This window comes from Streptomyces sp. NPDC026659 (genome assembly GCF_040638245.1).
Taxonomy (GTDB): domain Bacteria; phylum Actinomycetota; class Actinomycetes; order Streptomycetales; family Streptomycetaceae; genus Streptomyces.
In genome coordinates, this window is sequence record NZ_JBEZXY010000007.1 from 146,632 (window position 1) to 165,706 (window position 19,075).

Here is a 19,075-nt window from a genome sequence, read left to right on the forward strand (position 1 = left end):
GTTCTTCAGGACGCCGGGATTCTGAGGGCGGCCAGGACCGGGAGATGGTCCGAGGCCGCCCTCAGGTCTTCCCCGGTGACCCCGGGCAGGTCCGCCGGTACTCCGCAGGCCAGCACCTCGATGCCCTTGGTGGCGAAGAGCGCGTCGATACGGCGCTCGGGCGCGTCGGCCGGGAAGGTGTCCGCGCCGCCCCGCGGGGCCGTGGTCCGGCAGTCCTGGAGTCCGGCGGCGAGGCTCTGGAAGGTGTGTCCCCCGGGGTCCTCGTTGAGGTCGCCGCCCGCGATCGCGTGCTCGGTGCCCATACCGGCGAGGCGGTCGAGGAGCGCGGCGCCCTGTTCCCGGCGTTCGTCCTGCCGGAGGCTGAGATGGCAGCTGAGGACGCCGAGACGGGCCTGTCCGAAACGGACCACGGCGGTGGCGAAGCCGCGCCGGTGCAGTCCGGGGGTGAGCGGGAGGAGGGCGTCTTCCGTGCGGTCGACCGTGGCCCGGAGCGAGCAGAGGATTGCCGGCCCTGCGGCGGGGGCTCCGCCGGTGAGGTAGGTCTGGCCCGTGGCGTTCGCCAGGCGGGTGAGCTTCTTGCGCCAGCGGAAGAAGCGGGGGGCTTCCTGGAGGAGGACGAGGTCGGGGGCGCAGGCGGTGATCACCCTTGCGAGGGCCCGGGTGTCGTCCTTCAGGGAGCGGACGTTGTAGGTCAGGACCCTGATGACCGCTGAACCATCTGGTTCTGTGCGGGAGTTGGGGAACGGGGTTGCCATGCGGCCAACCTACGCGGTTCTGGTGTTCGGGCGCCTAATGGCCTGGGGCGCGGGGATCGTTTGCGACTGCCGGTACATCGTGGCTTGTCGCGCAGTTCCCCGCGCCCCTAAAAGCAAAAACCACCAGTGGGCCTTACATCACCGGGGCGGGCTCCCGGGCCAGGTCCGCCGCGCCCACCATGCCCGCCTTGTTGCCGAGCTGGGCGGCGATGACGTCGGCGACCGGGCGCCAGTTGCCGCCGACCAGCCAGCGCTTGTAGGACTTGCGGATCGGGTCGAGGACCAGCTCGCCCTCGTCCGAGAGGCCGCCGCCGACGATGAACGCGGACGGGTCGAACAGCGAGGCCAGGTCGGCGAGACCGGCACCGGCCCAGCGGGCCAGCTCGCGGTAGGAGTCGACGGCCACCGGGTCGCCCTGACGGGCGGCCATGGAGATGTGCTTGCCCTCGATGCCGTCGGGGGTGCCGTCGCCGAGGCCGAGCAGGATCTCGGCGTTCTCGGGGGTGGCGTTGGCGCGCTGCTTGGCGTAGCGCACCAGGGCGCGGCCCGAGGCGTACTGCTCCCAGCAGCCCTGCGAGCCGCAGCCGCACAGGAGGCCGTCCGGGACCATGCGGATGTGGCCGAACTCGGCGGCCACGCCGAAGTGACCCCGGCGCAGCTTGTTGCCGATGATGATGCCGCCGCCGAGGCCGGTGCCCAGCGTGATGCAGATGACGTTGCGGTGACCCTTGCCCGCGCCGAACTTGTACTCGCCCCAGGCGGCCGCGTTGGCGTCGTTCTCCACGACCACGGGGAGGCCCACGCGGGCCTCGACCTCGTCCTTGAGCGGTTCCTGACGCCAGTCGATGTTGGGCGCGAAGTACACGGTGGAGCGCTGGCGGTTCACGTAACCCGCCGCGCCGATGCCCACGCCGACGATGTCGTGTCCGGCACGCGCGCCCTCCACGGCCGAGGCGATGGCGTCCACGATCGCCCCGGGCGTGCTGGGGGTCGGCACCTTGAAGGTCGAGAGGATGTTGCCTTCCTCGTCGACCACGCCGGCCGCGATCTTGGTGCCGCCGATGTCGACGCCGATGGTGAGTCCCATGAATCCCTCAGTTCCGGTCGAGCCCCGCTATGGCCAACGGTACCCGAGCCCCTGTGGAGGGAGAGCTGTGGGAGCGCTTCAGTCCAGGTCGATGCGCTCTCCGGGACCGGTGCCCGCGGGGCCCGGACCGTCGTCGCCGCCGTCGCCGGGGGTGGCCGCGGGACCGGCCGTCCAGCGGTGCTCCTGGGACTGGACGGCGGAGCGGTAGGCCGCGAGCAGTTCGGCACCGGCGTTGGCGAGATGGTCGAAGACGTCCGGATTGCGCTCGACCACCGGCTCGACGGCGGCCTTGGCCTGCTCGACGACCTGACGCACCACCTGCTGGGCGGCGGGTCCGGCGACGGCGCCGAGCAGCGGGGACTGGAGGCCGGACAGCTTGTCGGCCACCGTGCCCATCAGCTTGCGCAGCTCCTCGGCGGCGGAGCCCGGGGGCGGGCCCTGCTGGGCGCGGCGGCGGGCCTTCTCGGCCGCGAGGTCCTCGGCGGTGGCCGTGGCCCAGGCGTCGGCGTCGGCCTTCCGCTCCCCGGCGGGCACCCCCTTCGGCTCCGGTTCGAGGGGGTCGGGGGCGGGGTGCTCTTCGCTCATGGCGGACTCCTGACTACGGTTCGCGTTGTCGACGTTACCCGAACGGGGTACCCCGTTCACCGTCCCGTCCCGTCGGCCGGGCTCATCGTCCGGTCGTGGGCCACAGGGCGGGGTCGGGGGCGAACCGTACGTCCAGGACGCCGTCGCGCAGCGCGGCACCGGCGACGGTGCAGCGGCGCAGGGCGGACGGCAGCGGGACGATCCGGTGGAACTGGCCCGCGCTGACGACGAGTTCGTCCCCACGCCGGATCAGGTCCAGGCCCTCGCGCACGGCGCCGGGCAGCGGCAGCCGCCACACCAGGACGCCGTCCTCCGCGAGCCGGTCCGTCACGGGCCACTCGACCGGGGCGGGCGCGGGGGTGACGGGGGGTACGGCGAGCGCGGCGAGGTCGTCGGCGCCCTGGGGGTCTCGGCCGAGGTGGGCGACGGGGCGTACGGCGTGCTCCCCCTCCCACTCGTCCAGCGCCTTGCGCTGCTGGGCGAGTGGTCCGGCGAGCCAGGAGTCGGCGGGGGCCTCGGGCAGCACGCGGTTGGCGATCAGCACCTCGGGGCGCAGTCCGCGCAGCGCGAGCCCGAGCGTCGCGTCCCGTACGGCCTCGGCCCCTGCGGGTCCGGGCTCCGCGACCAGCCGTACGGAGGTGCCCGCGTCCGCGAGGACGGCCTCCACGGCGGCCAGCTCCAGATCCCAGCGCCCCGCCGTCTCGTACAGCCAGTCCGCGGGCATCGGCACCCCGGCGAGCCGTCCGAGCACGGGCCGCAGCGCGCGGGCCGCCTGCCGCTCGGGGGGCAGCAGCCTGCGCAGATACCGGCGCAACTCCTCGGGCAGCGCGAGCAGGGCGAGTGCCTGCGGCAGCGGCGGCAGGTCGACGACGAGCAGTTCGTACCGCTCGGACAACGCAGCGTCCCGCAGCGCCCGCAGCAGCGACAGCTCCTCCGCGCCGGGCAGCGGGGTCACCTCCTCGGCGTCCAGCCGCGCGGCCCCGAGCAGGTCGAGGACGTTCGCGGCCCGGCTCTGGAACGCGGTGAGGTCGTCCCGGAACCGCTCCGCCGCGTCCGGCCGCCACGCGGTGAGGTTCTCCCCCGCCTCCACCGGAACGGCCCCCGTCGCACACCCCAGCGTGCTGCCGAGGGTGTCCGCGCGGTCGGCGCTGAGCACGAGAGTGCGGGTGCCCTCGCGGGCGGCGTCGAGCGCGGTGGCGGCGGCGACACTGGTACGCCCGCTGCCGCCCGGGCCCGTGATGAGGATGGTGCGCATAGAGGTGAACGCTAACGGACGCCTCCGGCGGGGCGGGGGGCGGCAGTTGAGAGCGGACGGCGTGTCAGCGCGCTTCCGGTCCCCGGGGGCCCGACCACATGCCGTGGGGCGCCGGACCAGATGCGCAGATCACCGAGTGCGGGCCCACCGGGCGGCCGCCGCTGCAGCCACGCTCACGGGTAGGTGCCGGGCGCAGCACGCCAGGGGTGGGCGCAGCACGCCAAGGGTGGACGCAGCCCATCGGGTGGGCGCGAGGTGCCGTGGGGCGGGCGGCGCGTCCGTCGGGGCGAGGGCTGCCCGCAGGCAGGTGCGGACCGCTGGGGCCGCCCAGCCCCACCAACCGCCCGCAGGTCTGTCGCTTGCGCGCCACCGCCACCGCCACCGCCTGGGGCGCCGCACGGGGACGCGCCGGGCGGCTCGGCCGCCGGGCGACGCCCGCGCGGCCGTCAGGCCGGAGGGGCAGCCCGCAGACCCAGGCGCCGGGCCACCGGACAGAGACGGGAGACGGGCGAGGCGCGGACCATTCGGCGCGGGCAGAACCCACCGGGCGACCACACCTCGTTCGGCGCGGGCGGGGCCGCCGGGCGGACGCAGCCCGCCCGAAGGGCGACGACCACCACACGCGAGTGCAGCCCGACAAGCACCGGCGGATCCCACCAAGCCCGCTGCGGATACGGGCGCAGCCCACCGGGCTCGGTATCAGGCGCCGGGTGCAGCCAGGCTCGGAAAGATCGCGGGCGGGGTCAGGACCCCGTCTCGACCCGCTTCTTCAGGCCCGCCAGCGCGCGGTCGATGATGACCTTCTCGGCCTTGCGCTTGATCATGCCGAGCATGGGGATCTTGACGTCGACCGTGAGGCGGTAGGTGACCTCGGTGGCCGCTCCGGAGGGGGCCAGGACGTAGGTGCCGTCCAGGGATCGGAGCATCTGGGACTTGACCAGGGTCCAGGAGACCTCGTGCTCGCCGGTCCAGGTGTAGGCGAGGGTCTGGTCGTCCTTGATGGCGCCCGCGTCCATGACGAGGCGGACCTGCTCGGCGCGGCCGCGCGGGTCCGCCGCGAGCACCTCCGCCTCCTTGACCTCGCCGGTCCAGTCGGGGTAGCGCGCGAAGTCGGCGATCACCGCCATGACGTCGGCCGGAGCCGCCTCGATCGTGATGCTCGAACTGGTGTGTTCCGCCATCGCCGTGGCTCCTCCAGATGCGGACCGAGATGAGGTTCCCGCGCGCGGGCTGCGCACGTGTGTGCAGCCCGAAGGCTACCGCGCCACCACCCCGCCGCCTTCATCCCACCCGCCCGAACGCGCATCCCGCGGCCCGCGCCCCCTCACCACTCCAGCGCCCAGGGCCGCCCGCTCCCCGCGAAGTGCCCCACGTTCACGCACTCCGTGGACCCGATCCGCATCCGGCGCGACAGCGGCTGGTGGACGTGGCCGAAGAGGGAGTAGCGGGGGCGGGTGCGCCTGATCGCGGACAACAACGCACGGCTGCCCCGCTCGAAGCGGCGCGCGACCGTGTCGTAGACCAGGTCGGGGACCTCCGGGGGGATGTGGGTGCACAGGACGTCCACCCCGGCCACCGCCTCGATCTTCGCCGCGTACTCCTCGTCGTCGATCTCGTACGGCGTCCGCATGGGCGTACGCAGGCCGCCGCCGACGAAGCCGAAGGTGCGGCCGGCGATCTCGACCACCTCGCCGTCGAGGACGGTGGTGCCCTCACCGGCGTACTCGCGCCAGAGCGGGGGCATGTCGACGTTGCCGTAGGTGGCGTACGTAGGGGTCGGGAAGGCGGCGAACAGCTCGGCGTACTGGCGGCGCACCGCGGACTCGATCGCCGTACGGCGGTCCGTGCCGAGCCCCGCCCACAGCTCGGCGCCGAAGGCCCGGGCCTCCTCGAAGCGGCGGGCGGTGCGCAGCTCGACGATGCGGTCCGCGTTGGTTTCGCCGAAGAGGTCGGGGAAGATGCCGCGCGAGTGGTCGGCGTAGTCGAGGAAGAGGACGAGGTCGCCGAGGCAGATCAGGGCGTCCGCGCCCTCACCGGCGCGGGCCAGGTCCCGGGCGTTGCCGTGGACGTCGCTGACCACATGGACGCGCGTCCCTGCCTTACGGGCACGTGGAGAAGCCATGGCGATCAAGCGTAGGCGTGTGCGGTGTACGTGAACAGTGCCGCCGCTGCCTGCGGTTACTCGCCCGTCGGCGGCCATGTCGACTAGTCTGCGCGAAGCAACGCCATCCTGTGTGACGCAGCGAACATCTCGCCCGGCCCCCCTGTCGTAGACGCCATACCGGCGGGTAACGTCCGGGCAGTCCAAGTCGTGCTCCGGATTCCCGCCAGGAGGGGCCCCGAGCACCGCCCCAGCCGTGGACCGCACCGTCGCATCACACAGTGTCGTGGCGCCGGCGCCCTATGAGGAGCAGCAGTCTTGCGCGAGTTCAGCCTTCCGGCCATGTACGAGGTCCCTTCGGACGGCAACCTGACGGACATCGTCCGGAGAAACGCCGCGCAGCACCCGGACGTCGCCGTGATCGCCCGCAAGTCCGGTGGCGTCTGGCAGGACGTGACCGCGCGTCAGTTCCTCGCCGAGGTGCACACCGCCGCCAAGGGGCTGATCGCCGCCGGGGTGCAGCCGGGCGACCGGGTGGGCCTGATGTCCCGCACCCGGTACGAGTGGACGCTGCTCGACTTCGCGATCTGGAGCGCGGGCGCGGTCACCGTGCCGGTGTACGAGACCAGCTCGCCGGAGCAGGTGCGCTGGATTCTCTCCGACTCGGGCGCGACCGCCTGTGTCGTCGAGCTGGACACGCACGCGGCGGCCGTGGAGTCGGTGCGCGAGGAGTTGCCCGCGCTCAAGCACGTGTGGCAGATCGAGGCCGACGGCGTCGCGGAGCTGGGGCGGCTCGGCGCGGACGTCTCGGACGAGACCGTGCAGGAGCGCAGCTCGCTCGCCAAGGCCGACGACCCGGCCACCATCGTCTACACCAGCGGCACCACCGGGCGCCCGAAGGGCTGTGTGCTCACCCACCGCAGCTTCTTCGCCGAGTGCGGCAACATCGTCGAGCGGCTGCGCCCGCTGTTCCGCACCGGTGAGTGCTCGGTGCTGCTGTTCCTCCCGCTCGCGCACGTCTTCGGCCGGCTGGTGCAGGTCGCGCCGATGATGGCGCCGATCAAGCTGGGCTGTGTCCCGGACATCAAGAACCTCACCGACGAGCTGGCCTCGTTCCGCCCGACGATGGTCCTGGGCGTCCCGCGCGTCTTCGAGAAGGTCTACAACTCCGCGCGTGCCAAGGCGCAGGCGGACGGCAAGGGCGCGATCTTCGACAAGGCCACGGACACCGCGATCGCCTACAGCAAGGCCCAGGACACCGCCGCGGGCCCGTCCCTGGGGCTGCGGCTCAAGCACAAGGTCTTCGACAAGCTGGTCTACGGCAAGCTGCGCGCGGTGCTCGGCGGCCGGGGCGAGTACGCGATCTCGGGCGGCGCCCCGCTGGGCGAGCGGCTCGGCCACTTCTTCCGCGGCATCGGCTTCACGGTCCTGGAGGGCTACGGCCTGACCGAGTCCTGCGCGGCGACCGCGTTCAACCCGTGGGACCGGCAGAAGATCGGCACGGTCGGCCAGCCGCTGCCCGGCTCGGTCGTGCGCATAGCGGACGACGGCGAGGTGCTGCTGCACGGCGAGCACCTGTTCAAGGAGTACTGGAACAACCCGGCCGCGACCGAAGAGGCGCTGGCCGACGGCTGGTTCCACACCGGCGACATCGGCACCCTCGACGAGGACGGCTACCTCCGGATCACCGGCCGCAAGAAGGAGATCATCGTCACGGCGGGCGGCAAGAACGTCGCCCCGGCGGTGATAGAGGACCGTATCCGGGCGCACGCGCTGGTCGCGGAGTGCATGGTGGTGGGCGACGGGCGGCCGTTCGTCGGCGCGCTGGTCACCATCGACGAGGAGTTCCTCGGCCGCTGGGCCGCCGAGCACGGCAAGCCCGCGGGCTCCACCGCGGCCTCCCTGCGCGACGACGCCGACCTGAACGCGGCGGTCCAGGCGGCCGTGGACGACGGCAACGCGGCCGTGTCCAAGGCCGAGTCGGTCCGCAAGTTCCGCATCCTGCCGACCCAGTTCACCGAGGAGTCGGGCCACCTCACCCCGTCGCTGAAGCTGAAGCGGAACGTGGCGGCCAAGGACTTCGCGGACGAGATCGAGGCGATCTACGCCAAGTAGGCCGCCGCCTGCGCCAGGCAGACCGCCGCCCCGCGGGCGCGGTCTACAGCAGGTCCCGCAGCCGCTCGGCCAGCAGGTCCCACCGCCACTTCTCCTCGACCCAGGCGCGTCCGCGCTCGCCCATCCGGCGGCGCAGCGCCTCGTCGGCGAGGAGGGCGGTGATCCGCTCGGCGGCCTCCGCCGGTTCCCCGCCCCGCACGACCCAGCCGGTCTCGCCGTCGAGCACGGCGTCGGGCGCACCGCCCGAGTCCCCGGCGACGACCGGCAGCCCGGTCGCGGACGCCTCCAGGTAGACGATGCCGAGGCCCTCGACGTCCAGGCCCCCGCGCCGGGTGCGGCACGGCATCGCGAACACGTCTCCGGCGCCGTAGTGCGCGGGCAGCTCCGACCAGGGCACGGCGCCGGTGAAGCGCACGGCGCCCGAGACGCCCAACTCCCGGGTCAGACGGCGCAGTTCACGCTCGTAGGGGCCACCGCCCACGATCAGCAGCACCGTGTCCGGCTCGGCGGCCAGGATGCGGGGCATGGCGCGGATCAGGGTGTCCTGGCCCTTCCTCGGCACCAGCCGGGAGACGCACACCACGACCGGCCGGTCGGTGAGCCCCAGCCGGGCGCGCACCGCGTCCCCGCCGGAGCCGGGGTGGAAGGTCTTCTCGTCGACGCCCGGCGGCAGCTGGACCATCCGCGCGGCCGCCTCGGGGCTGAGCGCGCCCGCGATCCGCGAGCGGGTGTACTCGCCGAGGTAGGTGACCGTGTCCGTGGCGTCGCCGATCCGGCGCAGCAGTTGCCGGGCGGCGGGCAGCTGGGCCCACCCCGCCTCGTGCCCGTGGGTGGTCGCCACCAGGCGCTCGGCACCGGCCCTGCGCAGCGCGGGCGCCATCAGTCCGAGCGGCGCCGCCGCCCCGAACCACACCGAGGTGCAGCCGTGCTCCCGCAGCAGCCCCACCGCCCGCCGGGTCGCCCCCGGGGTGGGCAGCAGCATGGTCGTACGGTCGCGTACGACGGTGAAGGGCTGCTCGGCGTCGAAGGCGGCCGTGGCCTCGGCGCCCTCCCGGCCGCGCTTCCAGGTGGAGGCGTAGACGACAATGTCCTCGGGGTCCAGGCGCAGCGCCATGTTGTGCAGGAACGCCTGGATGCCGCCGGGGCGGGGCGGGAAGTCGTTGGTCACGATCAGGGTCTTGTGCATCGCCGCCGACATTACCGGGCCGCCCGGACCCGTTCGCCCGGCCGGGTTCCGGTCCCGGCGGAGTCTGTGGCAGGGGTACAGCCGTAAAGGACATCATGAGTCTTCCGACGCGCGTCACGCGCGCCATGCGCAGGGCCCGCAACCGACCGGCAGGGGATCACGTGGACACCAAGGGCGCCCGGCTCCTCCCGGCGGCACCGGCGGTCCTGTGGGCGGCGACCCGCGCCCTGCTGCTGCTGTGCGTGTTCAAGGTCTACGTCTTCCCGGGCCCGGACGTCACCTCGGACGTGTCGGTGATCTACCGGGGCTGGTACGAGGTCCTGCGTCAAGGAACGTTTCCCCTGGACGATGTGACCTGGCAGTACCCGCCCGCGGCCGCGCTCGCGATCCTCTCCCCCGCGCTGCTGCCCTTCCTGGACTACCCGTCCGCCTTCTACGTCCTGGCCTGCGCCGCCGACCTCGTCGTGCTCGGCATGCTGTGGCGCACGGGAGGCCGGCCGGGACGCTCCCGGCGCGGCCTGTGGGCCTGGACCGCCGGCGTCCCGCTGCTCGGCCCCACGGTCTACGCCCGCTACGACCTGATGGTGACCGCCGTCGCCGTGGCCGCGCTGCTGACGGCCGCCCGGCATCCCCGCGTCATGGGCGCGCTGACCGCCCTCGGCGCGATGGTGAAGGTGTGGCCCGCGCTGCTGCTCGCGGGCTCCTTCAAGCGCCGTACGTGGGGCTCGGCGGCGGTCACCGCGGCCGGGCTCGCGGCGCTGTTCGCGGTGTCGATGCCGGGCGCGTTCGCCTTCCTGACCTTCCAGCGGGACCGGGGCACGGAGGTGGAGTCGCTGGGCGCGCTGGTCTTCCATGTGGCCCGGCAGTTCGGCTGGGAGGGCCAGGTGCTGCTGAACTACGGCTCGATCGAGTTCCTCGGCCCCTGGGTCGACGTGGTGAGCACGGCCGCGCTGGTGCTGACCGGGGCCGCGTTCGGCTGGCTGGTGATCTGGCGGCTGCGGGTGACCCGCAGGGGCCCGGCCACGCTCGCGGAGGCCGCGTTCACGGCGGTGCTGCTGTTCACCGTCACCAGCCGGGTCATCAGCCCGCAGTACCTGGTCTGGCTGATCGGGCTGGCCGCCGTCTGTCTGACGTACCGTTCCTCCCGCATGGGCCTGCCGGCCGCGCTGGTCGTCGTGGCCTCCCTGGTGACGGTCCTGGAGTTCCCGCTCGGCTTCATCCACGTGGTGACCAGCGACTGGTACGGCGTCACCCTGATGTTCGTCCGCAACGGGCTGCTGGTCGCCGCCGGCGTCTGCGCGTGCCGCCGGCTGTGGCGCTCCACGGTGCCCCCGGCGCCCGTCGCACCGGTCCCGCCGCAGTCCGCCCCGGCCGACGAGGCGCCGGTCAGCTCCTGAGCGGGCTCAGCCCTTTCCTGAGCGGACTCGGTCCAGCTGGTCGCGGGTGTACCGCTGCCACTGCGCGGTGAACTCGGCGGGCGTGGTGCCGAGCACCCGCTTCAGGGCCTCCTCGACCGCGCCCGCGCGCCGTCCGTGGGCGCCGACGGCGCGGTAGAAGGCGCGCAGCCGGGGCTCGCCCCAGCGGTCGGCGATCATCCGGCAGGCCAGCCAGCCCGCCTCGTAGGACTGGGCGAGCCGGGTGGGGTCGCTGGTGAAGCCGAAGTCCCGGTCGGCGGGGAGCGCGTCCGGGGTGTGCCCTTCGCGTACGGCGCGGGCGAGTTCGGGGGCGATCTCGGCGGGGGTGCGGCCGGTGCCGAGGTAGCCGGTCCAGTCGGCGCAGCCCTCGGAGAGCCAGAGCGGGGTGGCCGGGGTGGTGGCGGCGCGGGTGGCGACATGGGTGGTCTCGTGGGTGAGCACGACCTGCTTGCCGAGGTCGCCGAGCGCCCCGTACGCCTCCGGGTTGACGATCACCCGGTCCGCCGGGGTGTCCCCGGCGTCGCCGGTCTCGGCGGTGGTGACGGCGGCGATCCCCCGGTACTCGGAGGCGGGCGAGCCGAGCAGCGCCGCCATGCCGTCCAGGGTGGGCGGTACGACGACCACGACCCGGCGCGCCCAGCCGGTGCCCCAGGCCCCGGTGACGGCCGGTACGGCGCGGTCCGCGAGCCGGGCGTACCCGCGCAGCTCGGCGGCGCTCGCCCCGGTGCCGAGCACCAGGCTGTGGGCGCCCCGGACGGCGGTGACGGTGCCCTCGTCCCACAGCTGGCGTCCGGCGGAGCGGGCGGGGGCGTCGGCGGTGACGTACCAGCCGCCGTCGGCGGCACGGCCGAGGGTGAGGGTGCGGCGGGTGACGGCGGGGGCGGTGTCGTAGCCCGCGATGCGGTAGCGCAGTTCGGCGTCGGCGGCGGCTCCGGTGCCGGTGCGGTGCACGGCGGTGACCCTGTAGGTCCAGGAGGCCAGCGGGAGGGCGCGCAGCCGGGGGTAGGCGGTGCGGGTGCCGGTCGCGGCCCAGCCCTGCTCGTCGTGACCGAGCAGGGCGGTGGCGCGGCGGTCCAGGAGGCGCTGCACCTGGGCCTTGGCCGTGTCACCGGGGGCGGGCGTGCCACAGGCGGCGAGCGGCAGACAGAGCGCCGCCGCCATGACGCTCCACACCCGTGCCCGGCCGGCCATCGTCCGATCGTAGAGGGCCCGGAGGGTGCGGAGCACCGCGGGCTCAGGGCCGGGTCACCCAGGAGACGGGCATCATGCCGACCGGGTCGAAGCGGACGGCGGCGCCTGGGTGCGGGGCGTGGACGACCTGGCCGTGGCCGACGTACATCGCGACATGGCTGGCGTCGGAGCGGTAGAAGACCAGGTCGCCGGGGCGGGCCTCGGCGAGGGAGACGCGGCGGCCCGCGAAGCGCTGTTCCTGGGAGGTGCGCGGGAGCTGGATGCCCGCGTGGGCGTAGGCCCACTGCATGAGGCCCGAACAGTCGAAGGCGGAGGGGCCGCTCGCGCCCCACACGTACGGGCGGCCGAGGACGGAGCGGGCGGCGGCGAGCGCGGCGGCCGCGCGGGCGTCGGGGGCGCCCGCGCCGAGGAGCACGTCCAGGCCGGGGCGTCCGGAGCGGCCCGCGCGGTCGTAGGCGGCGCGCTCGGAGGCGGGCAGGGAGTCGAACAGGCGGCGGGCGGCGGCGAGTTTGGCGCGCACGTTCCGCTTGTGCCGGGCGACGGCCGCGCGGCCGCGTTCGAGGTCGGCGAGCTTCCCGGCGGCCTCGGCGCGTTCCTGGGCGACCTCGCGCAGGGTGGTGCGCAGCTCGCGGAGCTGTCCGGCCTGCCGGGTGCCGACGCGGTCGAGGACGGACGCCTGGTCGAGGTAGTGCTCGGGGCGGGCGGAGAGGAACAGGGCGACCGAGGGGTCCAGGCCGCCGGAGCGGTACTCGGCCCCGGCGAGCGAACCGAGCTTCTCCCGCAGGTCGTTGACCTTCTGCTGGCCGCGCGCGAGGCGGTCCTGGGCGAGATGGACCTCGCGGCGCAGGGCGTCGGCGCGCTCGTCGGCCCGGTCGTAGTCCTCGGTGGCCCGCTCGGCCTGCGCGTAGAGCCGGTCCAGTTCGGCCCGGGCGCCCGGGTGCGGTGTCGCGTGGGCCGGGACGGCGCCGAGCGCGGCGGCCGCGGCCGACAGCACGCACAGGGCGGCGGTGCCCCGGTCGCATCCGGTGGTGGCGAGGCGGCGATGGGCCCCCACGGCAGTCCTTCCGCTGGCGGACATGACCGTTTCCCCGGCACCGGGGACGGGGAGACCCGCGACGCCGGGGAAACGCGCCAGACCATAACCGCAGGACCGGGCGGCGGCCAAAGACCCCGGCGGACACGCACGGTGACGCCCCGCCACCGACGCAGGTCAGGGGCGGGGCGCGGGGTGGACGGGCGGCGGTGTGATTCGCCCGTTCGGAGGGCTCGTCAGACGCGGACGCCGAACATGAACGGGCCGCCGATGGTGCTCATCGACTCGTAGCGGACGACCGTGCCGGTGCGCGGGGCGTGCAGGATCTGGCCGTTGCCCGCGTAGAGACCGACGTGGTGGATGTCGTTGAAGAAGAAGACGAGGTCGCCGACCTGAAGGTCGCTCGTGGAGTAGATCCGCGTGCCGATGTTGGCCTGCGACTCGGAGGTGCGCGGGATGGAGACGCCGGCCTGGGCGTAGGCCCAGGAGGTCAGGCCCGAGCAGTCGAAGGAGGAGGGGCCGGTGGCGCCGTAGACGTACGGCTTGCCGATCTGGGACTGGGCGGCGGAGAACGCGGCGCCCGCGAAGCCGGAGCCCTTGACGTTGCCGCCGAGTTCGACGCGCTGGGCGGAGGAGCGGTCGGCGCGCGCCTGCTGGTCGGCGAGCTCCTGCTTCTCCTTGGCGGTAAGGGAGTTGAGCAGCTTCTGCGCCTCGGCGAGCTTGCCCTGGACTTCCTGCTTCTTCTTGCCGAGCTCGGTGCGGGTGGCGGCGAGGTCCTTGAGCTTCTCGGTGGCCTCGGCGCGCTCCTGGGCGAGTTCGCGCTGCTTGTCCTGGATCTTCTTCAGACCCTCGACCTGCTGGGCGCTCAACTGGTCCAGCGTGGACGCCTTGTCGAGGTAGTCGTCCGGGTCGGAGGAGAGGAAGAGCTGGACGGAGGGGTCCAGGCCGCCCGAGCGGTACTGGGCGGTGGCCATCGAACCCAGGCCGTCGCGCAGCTTGTTGAGGTCCTGCTGACCGCGCGCGACGTTGTCCTGGATGGTGGAGATCTCCTTCTGGAGCTTCTCCTGCTTCTCCTTGGCACCGTTGTACTTCTCGGTGGCCTGCTCGGCCTGCTCGTAGAGCTTGTCGACCTTCGCCTTGACCTCGCTCTTGCCGAGCTGCTCGGTCGGGGCCGCGTTGGCCGCGTTCGCGCTCAGCGCGACAGCGGCGGCGGCTGCTGCGGTCAGCACGGTGACACGCGTGCGGTTCGGCTGCTTGGGTCGACGGTGGGACGCCACGGAGTAGGAACTCCTTCTTGTGAGTGATCACCCGCTAGGAGGTTCGAGCCCTGACCCTAGTGACCCAGTTGTGATCAGTTCAAATCCTCACAGCAAAAAATCCAAACCCACCCTGCATTTTTTGCACTCAACTCACAAGAAGTGACGCTGGATTGACCCTACGTCGCGCACATTCGCCCCCAATTCGGGCAATGCGTACGTCCATTGCCCTTAAGGCGCCCTTCAGGACAGTCGCTTGAGTAGTACCGCAGAGGCCACGGGACGGGCACCGGAACGCGCGACTCCGTCGGCGACCTCCCGGTCGGTCGAGGCGACGATCACCGGCCGGCCCGGCGGTTCGGCCCGGACCAGCTGACGGATCAGCTCGTCGGCCGTGACACCCGGCTTGGAGAACAGCACCCGGACCCCACGCGGCGGCGCGAGCAGCACCGGCGCGGCCAGTTCGGCGCCGTCGAAGACACAGGTGACCTCGGCGCCGGTCTGCGCGGCGAGCGCCGAGAGCTGGCCGAGGAGTCTCAGCCGCTGCTTCTCCAGGGGCATCTGGGGATAGCCGGTCTTGGTGACGTTGTAGCCGTCGACCACCAGATGCGCCTGCGGCAGCGCGAGCAACTGGTCCAGGATCGCCGGGTCGTGCTCGGACAGGGCGCGGGCCGCGATGTCCTTCGGGGTCATCCGGCCCGGCTCCACCGCGTCCACGGTCTCGGCCGGGCGCACGGAGACCGGCGGCAGCGCCAGCTCCCGGCGCAGCCCCTGGGCCGACTCCAGAACGGTGTCGAGCAGCAGTCGTACCCGCATGTCCTCGACGCTGCGGCCCTCGCGGGCGGCCCGGCGGGTGGCCTCCAGGGCCGCTTCCGCCTCGCCGAGCCGCGCCTTCAGGCGCCGCGACTCGCTCTCGGCGGCCGACACCTGGGCCTGCGCCTCGGCACGTGCCGCGTCGGTCTCGGACCGCAGCTTGCGCAGCGCGGCCTCCCCGCGCTTGACGTCACTGAACGCCGAACGCAGCTTGCGGTGCAGGGAGTCGGTCTCCTTGCGGGCCGAGTCCAGCTCGGTGCGCAGCCGTTCGGTTTCGGTGCGGGTGTGCTCGCGAGCGTGCGCCAACTCCTCGCGCAACCGCTCCAGTTCGGCCCGGCTCTCCTCGTCGGCCCGCTCCGCGTCCGCGCGCTGGGCCTCCTCGCCGGCCGCGGTGACCAGCTTGACCCAGCCCGTGGGACGCAGCACATAGGCCGCGGCCGCCACATCGAGCGGGTCCGCGGCCGGGGGCGGCGAGCCGGAGTCGAGGGCGCCGGACAGCTCCGGCTGCGCCTCTCTGTACCGCTCCCCGATCCGCTGGCGGAACAGCCCGTCCGTCTCCAGGGCGGCGGCCATCGCGTTCCCGGCGAACTTGGCCCGCCGGTTGGGGGCGAAACGGGCGTACTGCCGCAGCTGGGCGGGCAGTTCGGCCATGGTCAGCGAGCCGAAGGCGTCCGAGACGATCTGTACGACCCGTCGGCGCACGCCGTCGGGCAGCGGACGGTCAAGCACCTCGGCGGTGCCGTCGTCCGGCCCCCCGCCCCCGGTCTCCACCATCCGTCACACCCCAATGCCTCTGCTGTCTTCGGGGCCCGCTCCGCTCAGGAGCCGGCGCCCGGCCTGTCCACGAGTTCCACCTGGTCCACCGCGTTGCACCAGCGGCAGCGGACCGACTCGATGGTCTCACTGACCACCTCGCGCTCCTCGACGGTGGGTTCCCCGGCCAGGTCGAGATGGACGTACTCGACGACCTTGGAGGAGCGGGTCACGTCGAAGCGGGTGAGGTTGCCGCAGAGAGTGCAGCGCCATCGCGTCGTGGCGGTCGGCAGGGGAACCGTCATCGTGGCTGTTCGCTTTCTTCTCGGACCGGTGCGCGCCGCTCACCGACGCGTGTGGCTCGTAACCCTACGGCCTGCGGGGCATCCGTCGCCCGTCCGTCCACGGCGGCGAGGCGGTGTGTACCAGTGCGTCCGGTTACGTCATGCTCTGTATTCATGATCAGAGAGTGGAGCGCGGGTGCGGGGCGGACCTTCCGAGCGGTCCGGGCCGCCCCGGCGCCGATGACGTACGGCCTCATCGCCCTGTGCTGTCTGCTCTTCGTCCTGGGCCCGGCCTCGGGCCTCACCCGGACGTACGGCACCGGGGACGCGCTGGTCGCGGCGCAGCGGGCGTACTTCCGGCACTGGGGCGTGATCCCGGCCGAGCTGTTCACCGGGCCGGTGCGGGAGGCGCTGACCCCGGCCACGGCGCTGTTCGTGCACGGCAGCTGGGTGCACCTGCTCGGCAACATGCTCTTCCTCCTCGTCTTCGGGGTGATGACCGAGGAGCGGATGGGCCGGGTCGAGTTCACGCTGTTCTACCTCGGCTGCGGCTATCTCGCCCTGCTGGGCTACGCGCTCGCCAACGCGACCTCCGACCAGTCCCTGGTAGGAGCCTCCGGGGCGATCTCGGCGGTGCTCGGCGCCTTCCTGCACCTCTTCCCGCGCGCCCGTGTCACCAGTCTGCTCCCCTTTCTCTTCTTCCTCCCGCTGCGCTTCCCGGCCTGGGTGGTGCTGCCGTTCTGGGCCGGACTCCAGTGGTTCGCGGCCTCCCGCGCACCCGAGGGGCCCGGGGTGGCCTACCTCGCGCACGTGGTCGGCTTCTGCCTGGGCTTCGGCTACGCGTGGGTGCGGTACGGGCGGCGGGCTAGGGGGTGCCGTTTGGATCAGGTCGGCGGGTGACTCCGGTGCGCCTTGTGGCCGACCCGAGCGGGGTCTGGTCGTGCAGCTGCAAGGCGGAGGAGGGAGTCAACGCGGAGCGTTGGCAACCGACGACAACGCCGCAGATGCGCGTGCCAGACCCCGCGCCGTCGAACTGGTCCAAACGGCATCCCCTAGAGTGAAGGTCGTTCCGGCCCCGGCGTCCGAGGGAGAAAAGCAGCCGTGATCACCGCGATCGTCCTGATCAAGACCAGCGTGGACCGGATTCCGGAGATCGCCGAGCAGATCGCCGCCCTGGACAGCGTCAGCGAGGTCTTCTCCGTCACCGGCACCTACGACCTCATCGCCATGGTCCGCGTCGCCCGCCACGAGGACCTCGCCGAGGTCATCCCGGGCCGCATCAGCAAGATCCCCGGCGTCGAGGGCACCGACACCCACGTCGCCTTCCGCACGTACTCCCAGCACGACCTGGAGGCGGCGTTCGCGATCGGCCTGGATAACTAGGGCCTCCGGCGGTCCGCCGCACGTGCGCGGGTCCCGGGGAACCGGGGCTCGTGCGGGAGCACGCCCGGACGCCGCCGGGCCCGAGACGGATGCCCGTCCGGCACGGGCCGTCGCTCGCCTCGGGGCTCGCGGCCCCTCGGGTCGGGGCCCCACGCGAGCGCGGTCGGCCGTCGTCCCGTCTCCGCTGGGCCCACGCCGGAGGCCCCCGCTCAGTCCTCCGGGACGCAGTGGCCGTTCTCCGTGCGGTAGCGCCACCGCGCGCCGTGTGCGACCAGTTCTCGTACGGCCGTCACGAAGCGGTCGACGTGTTCCTCCGGGGTGCCCGCGCCGAAGCTGACGCGGACGGCGTTGAGGGGGGCGTCGGGGGTGCCGCAGTCGGTGTCGATGTCGGGGGTGCCGTCGAGGAGGGTGCGGACCAGGGGGTGGGCGCAGAAGAGGCCGTCGCGGACGCCGATGCCGTACTCGGCGGAGAGGGCGGCCGCGAGGTGGGAGCTGTTCCAGCCCGCCACCACGAAGGAGAGCACGCCGACGCGCGGGGCGTCGTCCCCGAAGAGGGACAGGACGCGTACGCCGGGCACCTCCGCCAGCCCCTCGCGCACCCGGCGGATCAGCACCGCCTCCCGTTCGGCCAGACGGTCGAGCCCTGCCTCCTCCAGCGCCGCGCAGGCGGAGGCAATGGCGTAGGCGCCGATGACGTTCGGGGAGCCCGCCTCGTGCCGGGCGGCGCCCTCGTGCCACTCCACCTCCACCCGGCCGTCCGGGCGCCGTACGACCCGGCGGCTCGCCCCGCCGCCCGCGAGGTACGGCTCGGCCGCCGTGAGCCAGTCGGAGCGCCCGGCCAGCACCCCTGAGCCGAAGGGCGCGTACAGCTTGTGCCCGGAGAAGGCCACCCAGTCCACGTCGAGGTCGCGCACGCTCACCGGGTGGTGCGGGGCCAACTGGGCCGCGTCGAGGACGATCCGGGCGCCGTGGGCACGGGCGGCCGCCGCCAGCTCGCGCACCGGCCACAGCTCCCCCGTGACGTTGGAGGCGCCGGTGACGCAGACCAGCGCCGGGGCGGAGGTGTCCCGCGCCGCCAGGGCCCGCTCCAGCGCGGTCACGGCCGCCTCCGGGGTGCGCGGTGCGGCGAGGACGGTGAGACCGTCCTCCGGCCAGGGCAGCAGGGCCGCGTGGTGCTCGGTCTCGAAGACGAACACCTCGCACCCGGCGGGCAGCGCCCGGGCCAGCAGGTTCAGCGAGTCGGTGGTGGAGCGGGTGAACACCACCTGGTCGTCGGCCCGGCAGTCCAGGAACCGGGCCACTGTCCGACGGGCGTTCTCGAACAGTTCGGTGGAGAGCCGGGACAGATGGCCCGCGCCCCGGTGGACACTGCCGTAGTACGGGGCGTAGGCGGCCACGTCGTCCCAGACGCGCCGGAGGGCGGGGGCGCTGGCCGCGTAGTCCAGCGCGGCGTACTCCACCTCGCCGCCGGTGACGAGCGGCACGGTGACCCCGCACCCGAGGACGGGCAGCGGGGCGAGGACGGCGGGGGCAGCGGTGAGCACGGACATGGTGGGTCAACTCCCGTGAGAAAGCCCGGAGTCGACGTGCGGACACGACAGGGCCCGGCACGCGACGTCTCGGGAAGAGAAGAAAGGGCGTGCGGAGGCGGGGCTCGGCGGCCCTAAGACATTCGCTTGCTCACAGGAAGGCTCCCTCGACCGCGCTTGCCGTAGACCTCGCTGCCTACGGCCTGGTCCTCACCCGGGGCACCCCGCCACGGACGGAGGGTTGCCGGACAGCCGGCCGGGGCCTGTTGGCTGTCACTCATGACCTGATCAGGAAGCTAGCGGCGCACGGCTGTTCCGCGCAACCGCTGTCCGG

General features: G+C 73.3%; 17 protein-coding genes and 1 riboswitch. Of the genes, 4 read left to right on the forward strand and 13 right to left on the reverse strand.

Features of this window, described 5'->3' with window-relative positions:
• Positions 1 to 5: 5 nt before the first annotated feature.
• From AB0E91_RS19095 to AB0E91_RS19120, 6 genes are all read right to left on the reverse strand, one after another.
• The gene (locus AB0E91_RS19095) at positions 6 to 755 is read right to left on the reverse strand and encodes an endonuclease/exonuclease/phosphatase family protein (protein WP_361782823.1); all 750 of its coding nucleotides are present in this window, start codon (positions 753 to 755) and stop codon (positions 6 to 8) included.
• Positions 756 to 888: 133 nt separating this feature from the next.
• The gene (locus AB0E91_RS19100; protein WP_161181044.1) at positions 889 to 1,842 is read right to left on the reverse strand and encodes an ROK family glucokinase; all 954 of its coding nucleotides are present in this window, start codon (positions 1,840 to 1,842) and stop codon (positions 889 to 891) included.
• Between the two features lie 78 nt (positions 1,843 to 1,920).
• Positions 1,921 to 2,427 carry a DUF5304 domain-containing protein gene (locus tag AB0E91_RS19105; protein WP_361782828.1) on the reverse strand — a complete coding sequence of 169 codons (507 nt, stop codon included), beginning with the start codon at positions 2,425 to 2,427 and terminating at the stop codon, positions 1,921 to 1,923.
• 82 nt (positions 2,428 to 2,509) lie between these two features.
• Positions 2,510 to 3,682 (reverse strand): ArsA-related P-loop ATPase, encoded by a 1,173-nt coding sequence (locus AB0E91_RS19110; protein ID WP_361782831.1) that lies wholly within the window; start codon positions 3,680 to 3,682, stop codon positions 2,510 to 2,512.
• A 743-nt stretch (positions 3,683 to 4,425) separates the two neighbouring features.
• Positions 4,426 to 4,863 carry an SRPBCC family protein gene (locus AB0E91_RS19115; protein ID WP_161181046.1) on the reverse strand — a complete coding sequence of 146 codons (438 nt, stop codon included), beginning with the start codon at positions 4,861 to 4,863 and terminating at the stop codon, positions 4,426 to 4,428.
• Between the two features lie 143 nt (positions 4,864 to 5,006).
• Positions 5,007 to 5,804: a metallophosphoesterase gene (locus tag AB0E91_RS19120; RefSeq protein WP_361782834.1), complete on the reverse strand. Its 798-nt coding sequence runs from the start codon at positions 5,802 to 5,804 to the stop codon at positions 5,007 to 5,009.
• A 297-nt stretch (positions 5,805 to 6,101) separates the two neighbouring features.
• On the opposite strand from AB0E91_RS19120, the gene AB0E91_RS19125 reads away from it, so the two are divergent.
• On the forward strand, positions 6,102 to 7,898 hold the full coding sequence (locus AB0E91_RS19125) for an AMP-dependent synthetase/ligase (RefSeq protein ID WP_361782837.1): 1,797 nt from the start codon (positions 6,102 to 6,104) through the stop codon (positions 7,896 to 7,898).
• A 43-nt stretch (positions 7,899 to 7,941) separates the two neighbouring features.
• Here the strand turns inward: AB0E91_RS19125 and AB0E91_RS19130 are convergent, their stop codons facing one another.
• Positions 7,942 to 9,084: a glycosyltransferase family 4 protein gene (locus AB0E91_RS19130; RefSeq protein ID WP_361782840.1), complete on the reverse strand. Its 1,143-nt coding sequence runs from the start codon at positions 9,082 to 9,084 to the stop codon at positions 7,942 to 7,944.
• Positions 9,085 to 9,245: 161 nt separating this feature from the next.
• On the opposite strand from AB0E91_RS19130, the gene AB0E91_RS19135 reads away from it, so the two are divergent.
• The gene (locus AB0E91_RS19135; RefSeq protein ID WP_361783542.1) at positions 9,246 to 10,481 is read left to right on the forward strand and encodes a glycosyltransferase family 87 protein; all 1,236 of its coding nucleotides are present in this window, start codon (positions 9,246 to 9,248) and stop codon (positions 10,479 to 10,481) included.
• A gap of 6 nt (positions 10,482 to 10,487) precedes the next feature.
• On the opposite strand, the gene AB0E91_RS19140 is transcribed toward AB0E91_RS19135, so the two are convergent.
• The 5 genes from AB0E91_RS19140 to AB0E91_RS19160 form a co-directional block, all read right to left on the reverse strand.
• Positions 10,488 to 11,660 carry a hypothetical protein gene (locus AB0E91_RS19140; RefSeq protein ID WP_361783545.1) on the reverse strand — a complete coding sequence of 391 codons (1,173 nt, stop codon included), beginning with the start codon at positions 11,658 to 11,660 and terminating at the stop codon, positions 10,488 to 10,490.
• A 73-nt stretch (positions 11,661 to 11,733) separates the two neighbouring features.
• Positions 11,734 to 12,744, reverse strand: a complete 1,011-nt coding sequence (locus AB0E91_RS19145; protein ID WP_361783548.1) for an NlpC/P60 family protein — start codon at positions 12,742 to 12,744, stop codon at positions 11,734 to 11,736.
• A gap of 215 nt (positions 12,745 to 12,959) precedes the next feature.
• Complete coding sequence (locus AB0E91_RS19150) at positions 12,960 to 14,000, reverse strand: NlpC/P60 family protein (RefSeq protein ID WP_361107835.1); 1,041 nt, start codon at positions 13,998 to 14,000, stop codon at positions 12,960 to 12,962.
• A 222-nt stretch (positions 14,001 to 14,222) separates the two neighbouring features.
• Positions 14,223 to 15,566 carry an NYN domain-containing protein gene (locus tag AB0E91_RS19155; RefSeq protein WP_361782844.1) on the reverse strand — a complete coding sequence of 448 codons (1,344 nt, stop codon included), beginning with the start codon at positions 15,564 to 15,566 and terminating at the stop codon, positions 14,223 to 14,225.
• Between the two features lie 44 nt (positions 15,567 to 15,610).
• Positions 15,611 to 15,850, reverse strand: a complete 240-nt coding sequence (locus tag AB0E91_RS19160; RefSeq protein ID WP_014672226.1) for a hypothetical protein — start codon at positions 15,848 to 15,850, stop codon at positions 15,611 to 15,613.
• Positions 15,851 to 16,003: 153 nt separating this feature from the next.
• Between AB0E91_RS19160 and AB0E91_RS19165 the strand changes: the two genes are divergently transcribed.
• Together AB0E91_RS19165 and AB0E91_RS19170 are read left to right on the forward strand one after the other, a co-directional pair.
• Positions 16,004 to 16,729 carry a rhomboid family intramembrane serine protease gene (locus tag AB0E91_RS19165; protein ID WP_361782847.1) on the forward strand — a complete coding sequence of 242 codons (726 nt, stop codon included), beginning with the start codon at positions 16,004 to 16,006 and terminating at the stop codon, positions 16,727 to 16,729.
• Between the two features lie 201 nt (positions 16,730 to 16,930).
• On the forward strand, positions 16,931 to 17,212 hold the full coding sequence (locus AB0E91_RS19170) for an Lrp/AsnC ligand binding domain-containing protein (protein ID WP_199583392.1): 282 nt from the start codon (positions 16,931 to 16,933) through the stop codon (positions 17,210 to 17,212).
• Positions 17,213 to 17,421: 209 nt separating this feature from the next.
• Here the strand turns inward: AB0E91_RS19170 and AB0E91_RS19175 are convergent, their stop codons facing one another.
• Positions 17,422 to 18,762, reverse strand: coding sequence for an aminotransferase class V-fold PLP-dependent enzyme (locus AB0E91_RS19175; protein WP_361782851.1), 1,341 nt, complete (start codon positions 18,760 to 18,762; stop codon positions 17,422 to 17,424).
• A gap of 147 nt (positions 18,763 to 18,909) precedes the next feature.
• A riboswitch (SAM riboswitch) is annotated at positions 18,910 to 19,026 on the reverse strand.
• Between the last annotated feature and the right edge of the window lie 49 nt (positions 19,027 to 19,075).

Coding starts and splice junctions, on each gene's coding strand:
- AB0E91_RS19115 (WP_161181046.1), bottom strand. CDS start 4,863: ATGGCGGAACACACCAGTTCGAGCATCACGATCGAGGCGGCTCCGGCC.
- AB0E91_RS19160 (WP_014672226.1), bottom strand. CDS start 15,850: ATGACGGTTCCCCTGCCGACCGCCACGACGCGATGGCGCTGCACTCTC.
- AB0E91_RS19105 (WP_361782828.1), bottom strand. CDS start 2,427: ATGAGCGAAGAGCACCCCGCCCCCGACCCCCTCGAACCGGAGCCGAAG.
- AB0E91_RS19095 (WP_361782823.1), bottom strand. CDS start 755: ATGGCAACCCCGTTCCCCAACTCCCGCACAGAACCAGATGGTTCAGCG.
- AB0E91_RS19165 (WP_361782847.1), top strand. CDS start 16,004: ATGATCAGAGAGTGGAGCGCGGGTGCGGGGCGGACCTTCCGAGCGGTC.
- AB0E91_RS19140 (WP_361783545.1), bottom strand. CDS start 11,660: ATGGCGGCGGCGCTCTGTCTGCCGCTCGCCGCCTGTGGCACGCCCGCC.
- AB0E91_RS19155 (WP_361782844.1), bottom strand. CDS start 15,566: ATGGTGGAGACCGGGGGCGGGGGGCCGGACGACGGCACCGCCGAGGTG.
- AB0E91_RS19120 (WP_361782834.1), bottom strand. CDS start 5,804: ATGGCTTCTCCACGTGCCCGTAAGGCAGGGACGCGCGTCCATGTGGTC.
- AB0E91_RS19100 (WP_161181044.1), bottom strand. CDS start 1,842: ATGGGACTCACCATCGGCGTCGACATCGGCGGCACCAAGATCGCGGCC.
- AB0E91_RS19175 (WP_361782851.1), bottom strand. CDS start 18,762: ATGTCCGTGCTCACCGCTGCCCCCGCCGTCCTCGCCCCGCTGCCCGTC.
- AB0E91_RS19130 (WP_361782840.1), bottom strand. CDS start 9,084: ATGCACAAGACCCTGATCGTGACCAACGACTTCCCGCCCCGCCCCGGC.
- AB0E91_RS19110 (WP_361782831.1), bottom strand. CDS start 3,682: ATGCGCACCATCCTCATCACGGGCCCGGGCGGCAGCGGGCGTACCAGT.